Annotated in this window: 17 protein-coding genes; all 17 read right to left on the bottom strand. The window is 39.8% G+C overall.

Translation table 11 applies throughout. The annotated features are described in order from the left end of the window. Window positions 1–162: 162 nt before the first annotated feature. Window positions 163–1,524 (bottom strand): accessory Sec system glycosylation chaperone GtfB, encoded by a 1,362-nt coding sequence (gene gtfB, locus G592_RS15555; protein ID WP_036951666.1) that lies wholly within the window; start codon window positions 1,522–1,524, stop codon window positions 163–165. After that, a complete protein-coding gene (gene gtfA / locus G592_RS0103405; protein WP_028246568.1) occupies window positions 1,497–2,993 on the bottom strand; it encodes an accessory Sec system glycosyltransferase GtfA in 1,497 nt (498 codons plus the stop codon). Before gtfA ends, gtfB begins: the two co-directional genes overlap by 28 nt. Before the next feature lie 7 nt (window positions 2,994–3,000). Further along, window positions 3,001–5,349, bottom strand: a complete 2,349-nt coding sequence (gene secA2, locus G592_RS0103400) for an accessory Sec system translocase SecA2 (RefSeq protein WP_028246567.1) — start codon at window positions 5,347–5,349, stop codon at window positions 3,001–3,003. Next, window positions 5,349–5,792 carry an accessory Sec system protein Asp3 gene (gene asp3, locus G592_RS0103395; RefSeq protein ID WP_028246566.1) on the bottom strand — a complete coding sequence of 148 codons (444 nt, stop codon included), beginning with the start codon at window positions 5,790–5,792 and terminating at the stop codon, window positions 5,349–5,351. The genes secA2 and asp3 overlap by 1 nt, the downstream gene beginning before the upstream one ends. Before the next feature lie 2 nt (window positions 5,793–5,794). Further along, window positions 5,795–7,420: an accessory Sec system protein Asp1 gene (gene asp1 / locus G592_RS0103390; protein ID WP_028246565.1), complete on the bottom strand. Its 1,626-nt coding sequence runs from the start codon at window positions 7,418–7,420 to the stop codon at window positions 5,795–5,797. A gap of 12 nt (window positions 7,421–7,432) precedes the next feature. Then, window positions 7,433–8,638, bottom strand: coding sequence for a preprotein translocase subunit SecY (locus tag G592_RS0103385; protein WP_028246564.1), 1,206 nt, complete (start codon window positions 8,636–8,638; stop codon window positions 7,433–7,435). 24 nt (window positions 8,639–8,662) lie between these two features. Continuing rightward, on the bottom strand, window positions 8,663–9,247 hold the full coding sequence (locus G592_RS0103380) for a manganese efflux pump (RefSeq protein WP_028246563.1): 585 nt from the start codon (window positions 9,245–9,247) through the stop codon (window positions 8,663–8,665). A gap of 124 nt (window positions 9,248–9,371) precedes the next feature. Next, window positions 9,372–9,944 carry a TetR/AcrR family transcriptional regulator C-terminal domain-containing protein gene (locus G592_RS0103375; protein WP_028246562.1) on the bottom strand — a complete coding sequence of 191 codons (573 nt, stop codon included), beginning with the start codon at window positions 9,942–9,944 and terminating at the stop codon, window positions 9,372–9,374. A 9-nt stretch (window positions 9,945–9,953) separates the two neighbouring features. After that, the gene (locus G592_RS0103370) at window positions 9,954–10,187 is read right to left on the bottom strand and encodes a hypothetical protein (protein ID WP_028246561.1); all 234 of its coding nucleotides are present in this window, start codon (window positions 10,185–10,187) and stop codon (window positions 9,954–9,956) included. After that, entirely contained in the window at window positions 10,187–10,756 is a 570-nt protein-coding gene (locus tag G592_RS15550; RefSeq protein ID WP_051194739.1) for an HdeD family acid-resistance protein, read from the bottom strand. The genes G592_RS0103370 and G592_RS15550 overlap by 1 nt, the downstream gene beginning before the upstream one ends. A 67-nt stretch (window positions 10,757–10,823) precedes the next feature. Next, complete coding sequence (locus G592_RS0103360; RefSeq protein WP_028246560.1) at window positions 10,824–11,711, bottom strand: DegV family protein; 888 nt, start codon at window positions 11,709–11,711, stop codon at window positions 10,824–10,826. A 57-nt stretch (window positions 11,712–11,768) separates the two neighbouring features. Beyond that, window positions 11,769–12,263, bottom strand: a complete 495-nt coding sequence (locus tag G592_RS0103355; protein ID WP_155942164.1) for a Gx transporter family protein — start codon at window positions 12,261–12,263, stop codon at window positions 11,769–11,771. An 18-nt stretch (window positions 12,264–12,281) separates the two neighbouring features. Beyond that, entirely contained in the window at window positions 12,282–12,659 is a 378-nt protein-coding gene (locus G592_RS0103350; RefSeq protein ID WP_028246558.1) for a NusG domain II-containing protein, read from the bottom strand. Window positions 12,660–12,663: 4 nt separating this feature from the next. Next, the gene (locus G592_RS0103345; RefSeq protein WP_028246557.1) at window positions 12,664–13,713 is read right to left on the bottom strand and encodes an FAD:protein FMN transferase; all 1,050 of its coding nucleotides are present in this window, start codon (window positions 13,711–13,713) and stop codon (window positions 12,664–12,666) included. Window positions 13,714–13,745: 32 nt separating this feature from the next. Continuing rightward, entirely contained in the window at window positions 13,746–13,964 is a 219-nt protein-coding gene (locus tag G592_RS0103340) for a hypothetical protein (RefSeq protein WP_028246556.1), read from the bottom strand. 5 nt (window positions 13,965–13,969) lie between these two features. Further along, a complete protein-coding gene (locus G592_RS0103335) occupies window positions 13,970–14,788 on the bottom strand; it encodes a nitroreductase family protein (RefSeq protein ID WP_028246555.1) in 819 nt (272 codons plus the stop codon). Between the two features lies 1 nt (window position 14,789). Next, window positions 14,790–15,179, bottom strand: coding sequence for a flavodoxin family protein (locus G592_RS16910; RefSeq protein ID WP_051194737.1), 390 nt, complete (start codon window positions 15,177–15,179; stop codon window positions 14,790–14,792). Between the last annotated feature and the right edge of the window lie 77 nt (window positions 15,180–15,256).

Genomic DNA, 15,256 nt, shown 5'->3' with positions numbered 1-15,256 from the left:
ATAAAAAAACTGAAAATTACCGTCTGCAATTAAGGGGTTACAGACAGTCCGCTATTATTTAAACACAGATTGCACCCCAATTCAAGGAATTTGGTTGTATGGAACATAAAAAAACGGCCCTCATTTTTGTGCAATTTTACTTCACAAAATGGGCCGTATTCGTTAATGTTCACAAATTTGTTTAAATTCTTTTGTGCTAGTTGTTGAACCTTCCGAATGCTGTGTGGTTATTGCCTCATCTAGCATTGATTTGTCTTTTAACAGATTATTCAATCTATGGATTAATGCAGTATAATTTGTACTTTCAAATAGGTTTTCCTTGGCTGTATATACTCCATGTTGTGTATCTTTAAAGGAAAGTATCAGAAGATTATATACAAAAGCCCTTCTTGTTGCCTCCACAATTTCCCCTTCATGGTTAATATCCAGGTAAAAATCGCATCTATTAAACAATCTTTCAAGGGTTATAGCCTTTATATTCGGGTACATGATCACATTGTCATATTTTTCATGGGACAAAAGTTTCGCGGACATTTCTGTTATGGCTGTCACATGGAATGTCACCTGTGGCAATCCTTCTACAATCTCCTTCAGCTTCTCCACATTTTCTGTATTGGTGCAAATCAAAGCCTCCGGTCTTCCCATGTTTTTCTTGTGGAAGGTGTAAATGAATCCCATCTGAGTCATCATTTCCTCTGGTGCTCCAAGCTCCAGCAGCTTCTCATATGCCTGTCGATTCTGAACTACCACCCTGCCGCAGCTATTGGCCTTCCCGTCGAAAATCACCTGCATATTTCCAGGGATATCATCCCTCGGTGGCTCCTGCCAGAAAAGCAGGTCTTCTTTTGGCTGCCCCGGAGACTTTAACGTATTGGAAACAAAGAATGGAACAGAAAGAGAATTAAAATAAATTCTGTTGTTTTCCAGCCCTCTCAGCTTCAGGAAGAAACAGATAAAGTCCGTCCTGTTTTTAAAAATAAAAGTCTTGCCCTGATAGTTTAAAATAATGTCTGAGGTAACATAGTTTTCTACGATTACCTCTCTGCCCTCAATATCAAAAAAGGTTTTGTTCACCTTCTCTGATTTCTTGTTAAACATAGTGCGGGCATATAGGGCGCCATATTTGTTGTAGTGCTCTGTACACCGAACATTCCCCACTTCATCAAGATAATCCACAAGTCTGACATAGCGTTTGTGGGTAGGCTGTGCAAAGAATATTCTGCCCCTTTCCTTGTCCTTATCATGAATACTTCCACTGGTGTTATTTGCACTAATCTCCCAGTAGTCAGGCACAGTAATCTGATTAAAATACAGCGGCTTTCCCGGACAACTATCGCATTTACGATAATCCCCCAAAAAGTGTTCATAAATATTGATTACACCATCAGGAAGAAAACCATCATCGTTGATAACAAACGCCTTCACTGGAATCTCTGCATTGGAAAAAGACTCAAAGAGATTCTGGCTGCCTCTGTTAAAATAATCAAATAATAAAATTATTTCATCTCTATCAGCTTTTTCCATTTCAACTCTACCTCTTCAGTTAAATACTGTTTTGCCTTTTCGTATGAATGCTTACTAAAGGCTTCTATATCGTCTTCTGTGCACAGCTTTACTATTGCCTGAACCAGTTTCTCCTGGCGTCTTGCTCTTTCCATTCCAATCAGATATGGCAGTTTATAGCCATTTAATCCCTGGTCTATAAAATTCTGATTTCCGTACCTTACATCAAAACCAATTATCGGAAGTCCCGAACCGATGGCCTCCATCAATGTCAATCCAAAGCCCTCGCTTGTGGATGCAGATAAATATCCCTCATAGTTCTTGTAAACATCTGTTAAATCATGCTGACCCATGAGCTTTATATAATCTTCAGCCCCAAGCTTTTCAATCTGTTTTTTCAGTTCCTCTTCAGCACCGCCTTTGCCATAGATATCAAGACTGATATCCGGCACCCTCTTACGGGCATCCACAACTGCTGCAACCAGCCAGTCTACATGCTTTTCTGTAGCCAGTCGTGAAGCTGTAATGAAGGAATGCTTCTTTCTAGGCTCAGTTGGATACATTAACCCTGTGAGACTTCCTACAGGTATCGTATATACGGTAGGAGTCACTCCCATATACTCTTCAAACTGACTTATCAAAAGAGTACGTTGATCATCAGTGGCCGTAATATAAAAATCAATATGCCTGTTCATTGAGAATGTGTACTCATAATAGTTGTTCCAGAGAATATAATTCTCGTCTGTTGAACCTTCGCTAAAATGATCTGCATGAATAACTACACCTATTCTGGCCTCACCAGAATTTTCAAGGATTGCCTGCGCCTGCCCGGTAGCTCTGTCAATTATGACAATGTCATTTTTTGTAAGGTTAAGCCTTTGGGTCATATAACCTATCAACTCTTCCTTCGAGCAAATCAGTTTATCAGGGAATTTATACATTACAGAATCGTCATCAATGGCTTCCTCGTAGGCTACGGAACCATCCCTGTTGAAAAATCTTCTCTGGTAAAGATGTGCCTTGCCATCAAGAGGCGCATAGTATTCCGTAAAAACTCTCTTAGACATGAAGTAATCTTTTCGAATCAGACAACCTGCGGAAACCATCTCCACTCTATGTATCTTTTCTTCAGTTTCATTCAAAAAATAGATTCTAAAAAAATTATTGCTTCCACCAAAAATTACCCTGCCTATCTTTCCTTCTCTCTCGTAAGTGTATTCATCATGACCTATGGATGCTTTAAAATCCTTTAGCTCATAGGTCACCGGCTCAGGAACAAAGTCAGTAAAGAAAGTGTACAGCCAGATAATCTCATCATCCTCAAAGCCTATGTTTCTTGTCATATCGATAAGGTTATCCCTTGGAAACATATCGGTGAAAATGAATTTGGCAGGCTTATTTATTTTTCTTAGAATGTTGGCTCTGTAGCTTTGGGCATACTCAACACCTGAAGACGCCCAGCCAATGCCAAGGTTAAAGTTATAAATCATACGACACCTATGGAAGAATTATCCTTAACTTATTTTTCTTATCCATGCTGACTTCCGACAACAATACATTTCTGATTATGTTTCTCTTAATTCTGCTTTCCATCTTTCTGAAGGATTCCAAAGCCTCGCCCTGGTACTCAAACATAAGATTTCTCTGGGCGGAGCTTCTTCCTGAGACAGCTCCCTGAAGCTGTTGCAAATAGTCAACCTGTTCAATCCAGGCTTCATCTATGGCTGAAAGAGCTGAGACCCTGATAAAATCATTCATTCCATTTTCAGAGCCAATGGCCTCCTTCTTTTCCTCTAAAGACCTTTCCACTCTAGCCAGAATATAAGCCTTTACTCTGGCCTTGTTCGAAAGATTAATCAGGCTGCTTTCCTTCTCCATCCTGTATGAAATGTTATCCAGAAGATATCTGTTTAAAGTTGATGCATCGAGCTTTCGATTTTCCCTAAGGAACTCATCTATGTTTTCCCCTGCAATGGCCATAAGCTTTTCTTTTTCAACTGTACCACCATCCAAAAGCATATCTCTGGTATCATACATAAGCTTTCTTTCCAGCTGGAGAACTACATCATAATCCTTGGAATTCTTTCTGTTTGTTACACCCATTTCCTCGTTGGTTCGCTGGGCGCCGTTTACAATCTTTTTAATCCTTCTATCGCTTATACGTTTTTTACCATCAATATATTTTTTTAGTTTCTCAGGGTCAGTACCCTTCTCCACAATGTCATCCTCAAGAGATACAAGAAATCTACTGTATCCAGGGTCACCCTGACGGCCTGCTCTTCCTCTGGCCTGACGTTCATCACGAATGTTAAGCATGCGGCCTACACCGATAACAGCCAGTCCACCAAGCTCTTTTACACCAGGTCCCAGCTTAATATCAGTTCCACGACCAGCCATGGATGTAGCCACTGTCATAGCTCCCATCTGACCAGCCTCTTTAATAATCTCAGCCTCCCAGAATGCGTTGTTGGCATTCAAAACCGAATGAGCCAATCCTTCCTTTACCAGAAGATGAGATATTATCTCTGTATCCGAAATCATAGTGGTAACTATAAGAACAGGCTGCCCCGTCTCATGCTTTTTAACCGCCAGTTTAATGGCTGCCTCAAACTGTTTTTCAGAATCACTAAAGAACCAGTCCGGACAGTCCACACGCTGGATTGGATTGTTGGTAGGTATAACCACAACCTTCTTTCCATACACGTCATATAGCTCGTCTCTGGCATCATAAATAGTTCCACTCATGCCCGCCATCTTTGGGAACATAGAGAAGAAATTCTGATAAGTGATAGATGCCATGGAACGGTTCTCCTGGGTAATCTCCACCTTCTCTTTACATTCAAGAGCCTGATGCTGTCCTCCACGAAGTTTTACACCCTTTAACATACGACCTGAGCTGGCGTCGATAAGGGCCACCTCACCAGACTCAGAAATCATATACTCCGTTCCCTTTTCAATTATCTTATGAGCCCTAAGGGCAAGCACCAGATGCCTGTATATCTCAAAATAATCTGGGCTAAAAATATTATCTATTCCAAAATAACTCTCAGCATATTCCAGCCCCTTTTCTGTAAACCAGACATTCTTTTCCTCCACCTCATAGTCCACATCCTCCTGAAGTGTTCGTACAAAAAAGTCTGCCATATCATAAAGATTAGACTGGACACGTGGTGCGCCAGAAATAACAAGAGGAGTGCTGGCACTGTCCAATAGTACCGAATCTGCCTCATCGATGATGATGTAATAGAAATCTCTCATGAACCGCTCTTCTGCAGACTTCACCAGATTGTTAATCAGATAATCGAATCCCAAAGCAGAATGTGTGGTATATACGATATCTGAATTGTAGATTTCCTTCTTCTCATCATTTTCAAATTTATCATCAGCATCTCGCTTTACACCGGCTGAAATAGTAAGACCCATAAATTCATAAGCAGGTCCCATCTCCTCAGCATCACGAAGAGCCAGATACTCGTTATTTGTAACCAGTATGGCGCCTTTTCCTGTAAGACCATTAAGGTACATAGGACAGGTCGCAGTAAGGGTCTTTCCCTCTCCCGTATTCATCTCGGCCAGATATCCTAAATGCAAAGCAATACCCGCCAAAATCTGAACATCAAAAGGAAACATGTGAAGCACTCGCATGTCTGCCTCACACATAGCAGCAAAAGCCTCAGGAAGCATTTTATCCAGACTCTCCCCGTTCTCAAAACGTTGTCTGAATTCCCCAGTTTTAGCCTTCAGCTCCTCGTCAGTGAGAGCCGCCATCTCTTCCTTGTAGCTTTTTACCTTCTTCAGCTCCTTATAAAGTTGCTTTACGATACCCTTGGTCTTTTTGATTTTCATTACTTCTCGTTTTCTATCTCTTCAATGATTACTGAATGATAAACAAACTCTGTCATACCTGCATTTATCAACTGCATTCTGTAGCTGTAGGTTTTTAATGGGCAGGAAAATTCTGCCTCCTTGCCTCTCAATGTAAAATCTCCCGCCTCTCTCTCGTATCTGTCCAGAAATACCAGGCGGATAAGACAACCTGTATCGCCAGGAGTCTCCACATTTACCTTTATTCGATACCTGCTTTCTCCATCGATGATAGGCAATGACGGCTCTATTCTCTGGGCCTGATAATTTGTAAGGGAATACCACTGTTTAATAACAGTTCCCGGTGGCATCAGCTCATTTTTGAAGCGCACATTATTCCTGGCCACATACTCTATTTCAGAGCCATAGAGATAGGTATCCGAACTATATTCATTCCAATAAACTGTCCAACTGGCTTTTTCCATAATTACTTACTTTCCTGACCTTCCATATAGGCCCTTACTTCCTTCCACTTTTCCAAAAGTTTTCTGGTTGTAAATTTTTGGGCTATCTCATAGGAATAAACCTTAGCCTGATTCCAATTTGCAAGCGAACCAAGGAAATAGTCCAGGGCTGCTGGAATCTGCTCAAAATCCTTCACAACAAAACCGTTGTACATATTCTGCATGTACTGAGTCTCGCGCCTGATAATCTGAGGTATTGCAGTACTGATGCAGTTTATCTGTAAGTACAAATCCGGATTATGTCTCATATCAACCATGATTCGCTGCTCACGGATACATTTACTTACAGAAAGTTCATCCACACATTGTTCTACAAAAAATCTTACTGGAATCTCTTCTTCATCTTCGTCTTCCAGATCCAGGTCATTTTCTGCTGTATCATCTTCGATTTCTTCCGGAATGACCATCCTTCTGTCAAATCCTGCTTCCTCAACTATATCTGCCACCCTGTTCAAAAGCACATCCGGCCAGTTGTAGGTAGCATTTCTGGTAAACAGATGAATCATTGCATTCTCATTCTGAGGAAGATATGTGGCCAGCTGAATTATCAACGCCTTAAATCTGTCCTCAGGTAAATCATCAACAGGCACCAGTACCTTCTGCACAGTTAATTCTCCACTGATACCAAAATCCATTCGTGAATCATATGGAGAAATGTCAATCAGATTCTCGATTTCCTCACCAAGCTCTCTCACCAGATATCTACTGGTAGCCTCCGAATCAGTGATGATGTATCCAGCCTTCTTTACCAGTTCCTTTGCCTCAGGATGATCCTTTATACGATATCTGTCTCCATAAAATGACAGAATACATTTTTCTCGTCCAATCAGTTCATTGGCAACCAAAACATTCTGGTCATGCATGGCAATGCAGAAAATGTCATCCTCGTTGTTCATCAAAATATGAGTGTAGAAAACCTCTCGGATCACCTCTCCCAGATTTTGGTAATTAAGAGAACTAAATTCTACTGTTTCCACTTCATCATCGACAAAAACCAGGAATGTATTATTTTGCGGATTGATTTCCACGCGACCATCATCTGCATACTCTCTGAGTTTGGCAACGCCTGCTTCTGTAAGATAGTCAGTGTACAAAAGCTTGCCCTGATCATATACTTCCATGGCAGACACAAATCCTCTGTCATCATATATATTTCTTTTGCTCACCAGACCATTTTTATACATGGCCACTTCGATAGGATTTCCCGCTTCACCAAATTCTATCTGAGCATATTTTTCATTTTTCAAATAAGCCACCACAACAAATGGGGTATATACGAATTCAATTCCTTCAGGCCAGTTTAAATTGTGGAAAGAGAAAACCACTGCCTTCTTCTTTGTAACTTCCTGAATGGCATCAAAACAAGACCAGTAAGATGCATGCAAAACACCCTGGCGATGAAGGAAATGTCTGAAGTTTGGAGTGTGGCTCAAAAGAAGAATTCTGAAGTCGTGCATTCCACTTCTGTGGAACATCTGCACCTGTTTTACGGTATCATCAAACTCAGTATGCATTCTTCTGGTGTGCCAGCTCTGCTCCAGCTCTTTCCACTTATTCTGTTGGTACCATGCAGGAATGAAGTAAAGCATAGGCTCCCCCAATTATATAAACGGAATGTATGCGTCGTACTCTTTAACCGCCCTGAACTCTCGGTACAAATTACAATTAATACTGGCCATTGCTATGAGGATTGAAGGAAGGCTCATACCAGCTGCCGGAATCATTCCCTCCATATGCAAATACAATGGCAATGCAATGAACAAACTCAAAAACGTAGCTGAAAAAATAGCTATAATCAGCAGTCGATTCCTGATGTAAACCCTTGTCTTTCTTCCAGCTTTTAATCCTGTGATACTATCTCCAGCCTTCTGCAAAGACTCTGCCAGATTCTTCGGGCTGATAAAAATAAATGAGAATATTATCGTAATTACGTATAAAACCACAATATAAATCCCGATTCCAAGAGGATGATTTGTATCCATGTTTTCACTAAGCCACTGCAAATCTCCATTATCCTGGAAGGATTCAGCAAGCCAGGTAATTATATATGCTGGCAACTGGAAAAAGGCTGAAGCAAACATTACTGGCATCATACCAATAGGATTAAGCTTAATAGGAATATAATTCTTATCTGAGAAAATACTGTGAATTGAGATGCGCTGCATAGGGATTCTGTATTCGGTATTTTCAAAAATAATGGTAAATACCAGGGCTATCACAGATAGAATTCCTACCACCTTTAGCTCTTTAAACTCAATATTTTTAACGGTATTAACAACACTATCCAGGATATTAACGTAAATCAAAATAGTCTGACCGCCCACTCCATACTTTCCATTCCTTGTAGCAAGCCACAGAATAACAAAGGCTCCTGTCACCATTTCAATACCTGAAATAACCTTGGCAAGGATCAGCTCTGTACCACCGTCATAAATGTAAATTGTAGATTTCGTTGTGAGATAGGCCTGAACGCTGGCCCAGATAACCATAAGAATAAGAGTGGCTCTTGTAATTTTCTTAGGTGATGTATGTGATTTGCTGTCTGCACTTTTAAAAGCCACTATCATCTGTACAAACAGTGTAGAAAACATAAAAGGAGATATTCCAAGAGCAAGCAAGCTTGTCTTGTACCTATCTCCTCCAATAGTCTGCATTATTAAATCCGCACTTTTATCCCTAAAAGCATCATAAGCTGCTAAATCCACACCATAAAGCGGCAGCTCTCTACCTACCAAATAAGCCGCCATAATGATAAATGTAAAAATCAGCTTTTGAAATAATGTTTTAGGAAAATAATGTTTTTTCAAACTCCTGCCCCTAAAAATGTCCTACTAGATAACCTCAAATATCCTATGCAATAACATTTCCAAGCTTACTCCCCATAACAATATTGCCCCGATAACATAGGCAATAGTCTTGTTCTCAAAGCCAAAATGAAGGCCTGTATATAAGCCCATTATAACCATGAGAATCGATATAACAGTAATAATGACTATTACGTGCCATACTGTAATACCAACCAATCCGCAAACACAGCCCGCTGCGGCTGTATAAAAACTGGAAACTACGATAAATCTCACATAGTCCCAAACTCTAAGTGAATCTCTTAAATGTTCCTGAACAAATTCCTGTTTAACAGCCTTTACAATAAGTCTGATTCCAAGAATAGTCAGGACAATGACCGCCACAGTCTCACCATAATAATACGGATTATCGATAGCTCCTCTTCCGGCTAACAGCCAGCAGATGGTATATCCTGCGAAAAAGAAGGACAGTTCAATAGCTGCAACCACGCCGCAGGCAATAAACAGCGTCTTCTTTTTAATCTGAGCTATCATAGCCCCCTGTATTTCCATTGTGGCAAACACATCTAAAAGCACACCTACTATAATTAGCAAGTCTTCTAATAAACTCATAGAATTATTATACTCCAATCCATTAAAATACGAACATTGTTCGCATATTTTACACATTTCCCTATATCTAATATTCAACCACTAAACCCAGTTAGTGTACAAGATACAATGCATTTAGTTTGTATTATTTTTTAAGACTGGAAACAATTTCTATGAATGGACTGTGGAAAATCTTAACGTAAACGTCAGTAAGCTCCTCTACCGGAACTTTCATTCCGCACATTATCCACTGGATTGTAACCCAGCTAATAGAGTGAGCTAAAAAGTCCGCCACAAGCTCCTCCTTCAGCCATGGATAATTTGCAACCTTTGCAAGACTTTCCAAATCAAGATACTTCTGCACTGCATTGGCAACGCATCTGTTAAAAATCTCATTAAAAGAATTCTGCCCTTCCAACAAGGCAGCTCTCTTATAAAAATCTTTTTCCTTTTCCATTGTTGTAAGGATAAACGTCACCGCTTCCTTCAACATACCGTTAGACAAAAATGGCTCTACAGGCGCAAAAAGCTCATTTACAGTGATCCACTCAAGCAATTCATATTTGTCCTGAAAATGATTATAAAAGGTAGGACGAATAACTCCTGCCTTATCTGTAATTTCTTTTATTGTAATCTTTTCAATTGGCTTGGTGGCTGCAAGCTCCTTCAAACTCTCAGCAAGCACAATATCAATAGCATTTTGTGATTGATTGTTCATTATTGCTCCTTAAGAATCCTCGTATTCTACTGTAACATAGAATCCTTTTGGTGTTTCTTTAATGTCGATTACCTTACCTTCTTTTGCTTTGATTCGCTCTAAAGTAGTGTAATTACCCGACATGGCAAATGACCTTCCCAACACATAGTAATATGAGTTGGAAAGGGCATATTCAGTAATTGGAAGCACCTCTCCTTCTTCAAGAAGACCGGTGCGTTCCATTTTAAATTCCATCTGACCCATTATATAACATCTTCCTCGCGTAAAAGCTCAACATCAATAATCTTTTCTGCCTTGTTAACCTTGTGAACAGTAAAGACATCTGTAACGCCATCATAAATAAGCATTAAACCAATAAGTCTTGTAGCAATCTCTACTAAATGGAATGCATTTGCGATACAAACTGCACCAAGAAGAATTGTGACAATAGCAATTATAAATGTAAGCCATGGTCTTGGAGCCTTTGTCTTAATAGCCTCGATAGCAAGACCTAAATCCTGAAGACCGTGAACTACCAGAAGTACACCAATGGCAATTGGAATAATTGAAACAATAGAACCTGGTGCAAGGAAAATCCATAATCCGATAATTGCAAGAACTCCACCAACTGCTATTCCCATAGCATTAAAGCCTTTTTCAAATACCTGGCTGATAATGACAAAGATACCCGAAAGAATAACAATGGCAGCAATAACTCTGCTGATTGTAGTAAGACTCTCTGTTGGGTATACCAAGAGAAGAATACCTATTACAACACTGATGATTCCTGAGATTGTGATGTTTAGACGTAAGCCTTTGATTTTTTCTTTCATTATTTCTCCCTCCAATATAATAAGTGCTGAGTTCATTATAATAAACTCAACACTTTTGTACTACTTATTAATGCTCCTTTAATGAGCCCCAGAAGCCGATTGCAACTGTTCCAGGGCCTGTGTGAGAACCGATAGTAGGTCCTATATCGAAAATACGAATCTTCTCTTTCATGTGAGGGAAGGCAAACTCAAGCATATCTGCCATCTCTCTGGCGTCATCATAGCAAACAGAATGTGTAATGATGATGTTCTCACTATAATTCTCTCCATCATCAATTCGTGCCTTGACTGCATCAAGAGCTGCTCTCTTAACCATCTTCTTGCCACGACACTTCTGTCTAGGAATAAGCTTTCCTTCATCGTTAATATTTAACAATGGGCAAATATTAAGCGCTGTTCCGAACCATCCTGAAAGCTTTGAAACACGTCCACCTCTGATAAAGAATGTAAGATCTGTTGTGAAGAACCATGTATTCTGATTCTGGATATGGCCATTTGTCCAGTTAACAAGTCTGTCAAAATCGTATCCCTCATCTCTGAGTGATGCAAGCTTATCCATCATAAGGGCATAGCCTGCTGATGCTGTAAGACTGTCAAATACAACAAGCTTTCTGTCTGGGAACTCTTCCTGAAGTGCCTCAGCTGCAATACGTGCAGAATTAATAGTTCCTGAGATACCGCCTGAAAGTGTAAGATGAATAATATCCTTACCCTGCTCTAAGAATTTTCTAAAGTAAGCTGTGTACTCTTCCGCATTAACCTGTGATGTACGAGTCATTGCTCCGTCAACCATAGCCTGATAAAAGTCCTTTGCTGACATAGACTTAAACAAATCGTCTGTGTAAGCCACTTCGTCCATATAATAATGGAAGCATACGTGTTCAATATTTCTCTCTTTTAAAAACTCTTCAGTAACATCTACTGTGGAACAACAGCTAATAACATAATCGCTCATACTAATATCCTATTCTATTAATAATCTTTTTAATCTGTTAGAGTATACTCCATATGCTTATGCAAATGCAACCTTTACGCGCCTACAAATCATACCTGAAAGTATACCTATTACCACACCTGAAATTGTTCCTATAACAATCAAAAATGGTAAATAATAAACCAGCTGACTTGTCTCTAAAACAAAGATGGCAACTATGATTTGTCCAACATTATGAAACACTCCTCCAACTACGCTGACACCTGTTATTGAAAGCTTCTTTGTACGTTTAGCCACATACATCATCACGAATGATAAAGTTGCTCCTGCAAGGCTATACATCATCATTGCAAAATTGCCAAAGGTAAGTCCCACAAGAATCACACGAACCAGCGAAAGCATCCCGGCATTTTTCCCGCCAATGGTATAAAGGGCCACTACGATAACAATGTTTGCAAGTCCCACCTTTGCCCCAGGAATGCCTATATTTAATGGTAAAAGCACCTCCACATAGCTGAGTACAAATGCAAGGGCAATTAGCAGTCCGAGATATGCAATTTTTCTGGTGTTCATACTCATATCTTACCCCCCTTAATTTGCCACAGCATCAATATCGCTTTCTTCACCGCCGGCGATTTCCACCACCAGCTTGTTTGGAAGACATACAATAGTCTCCTTTGTATAGTGAATCTTGTGATGTTTTACGCATATTTGATCTGGGCATGAAGCCTCTGATATTTCTGCTTTACCATCGTATATACGAAGAACATTATAGCTTCCGTCCTGGAAATCAAAACGCTGCTCCATGTCCTCATTAAGAGGAAATCTCCCCATTTCCTGCCCATCTACAGTGACGATTACCATAGCTGTTTCATCAGTATTATTCTTCTGCCATACTCTGGTAATCCCTAGTATCGTAAATGCGATAATAAGCAGAGCCCCTATTAATATCAAATCGTTCTTTTTCATAATATTATCTCGTCTCTACAATAAGCTTTGATGTGGCATACTCCTGAGCCAAAGCAAAATCCTCTGCTATCCCCTCAGTGATATGTACATCCCCATTTGACATAACAATAATCATGTCAAAATCATCACTATTCTTCCAATACTCCACAGCCTCATCCAAGCCCTTAACAAAAAGTGCTGTAGATAATCCGTCACATCTCAGACCGTCCTTACCCACTATTGTAACACTTGCAATGCCTTTGTCTGCAGGCTTGCCTGTGGTTGGATCTAAAATATGCCAGTAAACTTTTCCATCCTCTTCAAAGTAACGCTCATATCCACCTGAAGTAACTATGGCCAAATCTTTCGCCTGAAGCACTCCAAGGATTCCGTCCTTACTGTCAGGGAAAGGACTTTTAATAGCAATCTTCCATGGATCTCCAGTGAGTTTTCCACCAAGGCACTGAACGTTTCCACCAAGATTTATAAGTGCTGATTCTACACCATTTTCCTCAAAATAATCATGAAGCATCTGGCTGGTGTAACCCTTTGTAATACTTCCTAAATCTATCTCCATATCCTCAGGGAGAACTATGTCAATATAATCATTCTCCATATCAGATATCTCTACTTTATTATAATCAACAGCTTCTAAAAGCTGATTAATGTCTTCATCATCTGGCACCTTATATTCACCAGTTGTAAAACCCCACTCCTTTAATACAGGATAGATGGTCAAATCCAGCGCTCCATCTGTGGCTGCACAAATATCCATACCACCTTTGAAAATCTCAGCGCCAGCTCCTGTCAGTCGCCCAATCTTATTTTTGTTAATCTGGCTGACCTCACTATTCTCCTCTGTAACAGAAAGCTGCTTTTCAAGAGCAACCACCTTCTGTTCTGCCTCAGATAAAAGCTCCTGATCTCCAGTAATCTGGATTTCCATAACTGTATCCATTGCAAAAAAAGTGGTTGAACTGGTGTCAGTAAGCTTTTCCTGAACTTTCTTCTCAGCACCACAACCACATAAAAGCAGGGCGCAAAGTAAACCTGCGCCCATTTTCTTAAAATTCATTTTAAAAGAATTACAATTCAAAAACATTATTGTTACTGACCGGCCTGGTCAATCATCTCCTTGCCATCTTTTTCCACATCAAAATATTCTGCATCATCACTAAACTTCGTAAAGACGATATCAGAAATTTCTCCACCAGTAATGGTTACTTCAACTGCTATTGTACCATTATTACCCATTCCTTCGCCAGTAAATGTACCATCTTTAAGAGCATCTGTGGACAACTCCGAAGCTACTGCTATTGCCGCCATCTTTTTTATTTACATCTGTATGATGCAACATATTCAACATCTTTAGGAAGATTAATTTTTGGATCTTCTACTACTAATTCAAGAGGTCTTCCCTCTGATTTCATCTGACTTTCAAAATGGAATAATGCAATTCCAAGATCAATCTTCTGTAAATCATAGGTACCATTATCGTAACCTCTATCATGCTTTTCGAAGAAGTGCGCCATATTGTCAGAGATAACTACTCTCCAAGGCTGCTTGTTTACCGCAGATGGTGCCACTCTTACCGCCTCAAGTGCTTTTCTAATATCAAGTCCATCAGCCTTCTGCTCTGATAATGGATTGTCAAAACTATCAAGATAGAATAACTCTTCAAAATCTAATCTTTTATCTGCTTTAACTCCCTTTCTCATAAGGCCTTCTTTAAGTGACATGCTCTTTGCAATTCCACCTATAGGGCTCATGCAAGGCATAACCTCTTTACCACTTAATTCAGAAGCCTTTTCGAATTTTTCTCTTGGAAGTGTTCCACCAATCCAAACAGTGCCAAGCCCCATCTCATGAGCCTTCATAAGAAGTGCCTCAAATGAATAGCCATAGGCTTCCTCTGCATGTGTGCCTGGCTCCATAAGAGCTGCTATATAAAGCTTTTCTCCTGTTAAAACAGGGCTTGATAATTTATTAGCCTCACCGTCCAAAAATTCAAAACGAATATTAATGCCGTAAGGATTCTCAATGCCTTCGGCAAACGACTTTAATTCCGCTACAATCTTTTCATCCACATTATTACCATCAAAAGTTCTTACACTTCTTCTGGTCTTGGCAAGTTCAAGAAAATCTCCCATTTTAATACCTCTTTCCAAATTCCTCTGCTGCCTTAAGTTCCTCTACTCCTGGCATATTCTTAGCGTAGCATGTCTCCTCTACTACTTCTATTCCACGTCCCTTTAACGCATCCTTAAGTAAATCAAGAGCGTGCTTTGAAAGCCATGATGTAGAAAATACAGCTGCTTTCTTAACCTTATTTCCATCTAATGTTCTGATATAAGCCTTAAGCTTCTTATCAATTCCATAGGCATAAAGTCCACCACCTATAAATAACATTTCTACTGGCTCTTTAATCTCTGCCCCTGCCTCATCAACAGAAACTGCTGTACAGCTGGCGCCATTTGCAATAGCCGCTGCTAAAGCCTTTGTGTTACCACTTCTTGAATAATATCTAACTGCCTTACCCATCATGACCTCCTTTATAAAATTAAATGTTTCACTAAACTAACTATGGCCATTATATCAATTGCACGCAATTAAATCAA

Origin of the sequence: Pseudobutyrivibrio ruminis CF1b (assembly GCF_000424005.1) — a bacterium.
GTDB lineage: Bacteria > Bacillota > Clostridia > Lachnospirales > Lachnospiraceae > Pseudobutyrivibrio > Pseudobutyrivibrio ruminis_C.
The sequence above is the reverse complement of the archived record's forward strand: the minus strand, read 5'-3'. Positions and strand labels throughout refer to the sequence as shown.

Bases quoted from the DNA above. Each gene is read 5' to 3' on its own strand.
- G592_RS15550 (WP_051194739.1), bottom strand. From the start codon at position 10,756: ATGAAAGAAAAAATCAAAGGCTTACGTCTAAACATCACAATCTCAGGA.
- gtfB (WP_036951666.1), bottom strand. From the start codon at position 1,524: ATGGAAAAAGCTGATAGAGATGAAATAATTTTATTATTTGATTATTTT.
- asp1 (WP_028246565.1), bottom strand. From the start codon at position 7,420: ATGCTTTACTTCATTCCTGCATGGTACCAACAGAATAAGTGGAAAGAG.
- gtfA (WP_028246568.1), bottom strand. From the start codon at position 2,993: ATGATTTATAACTTTAACCTTGGCATTGGCTGGGCGTCTTCAGGTGTT.
- G592_RS0103370 (WP_028246561.1), bottom strand. From the start codon at position 10,187: ATGGGTCAGATGGAATTTAAAATGGAACGCACCGGTCTTCTTGAAGAA.
- G592_RS0103350 (WP_028246558.1), bottom strand. From the start codon at position 12,659: ATGAAAAAGAACGATTTGATATTAATAGGGGCTCTGCTTATTATCGCA.
- G592_RS0103340 (WP_028246556.1), bottom strand. From the start codon at position 13,964: ATGGCGGCAATAGCAGTAGCTTCGGAGTTGTCCACAGATGCTCTTAAA.
- G592_RS0103360 (WP_028246560.1), bottom strand. From the start codon at position 11,711: ATGAGCGATTATGTTATTAGCTGTTGTTCCACAGTAGATGTTACTGAA.
- G592_RS0103375 (WP_028246562.1), bottom strand. From the start codon at position 9,944: ATGAACAATCAATCACAAAATGCTATTGATATTGTGCTTGCTGAGAGT.
- G592_RS16910 (WP_051194737.1), bottom strand. From the start codon at position 15,179: ATGGGTAAGGCAGTTAGATATTATTCAAGAAGTGGTAACACAAAGGCT.
- G592_RS0103345 (WP_028246557.1), bottom strand. From the start codon at position 13,713: ATGAATTTTAAGAAAATGGGCGCAGGTTTACTTTGCGCCCTGCTTTTA.
- G592_RS0103380 (WP_028246563.1), bottom strand. From the start codon at position 9,247: ATGAGTTTATTAGAAGACTTGCTAATTATAGTAGGTGTGCTTTTAGAT.
- secA2 (WP_028246567.1), bottom strand. From the start codon at position 5,349: ATGAAAATCAAAAAGACCAAGGGTATCGTAAAGCAACTTTATAAGGAG.
- asp3 (WP_028246566.1), bottom strand. From the start codon at position 5,792: ATGGAAAAAGCCAGTTGGACAGTTTATTGGAATGAATATAGTTCGGAT.
- G592_RS0103335 (WP_028246555.1), bottom strand. From the start codon at position 14,788: ATGGGAGATTTTCTTGAACTTGCCAAGACCAGAAGAAGTGTAAGAACT.
- G592_RS0103355 (WP_155942164.1), bottom strand. From the start codon at position 12,263: ATGAACACCAGAAAAATTGCATATCTCGGACTGCTAATTGCCCTTGCA.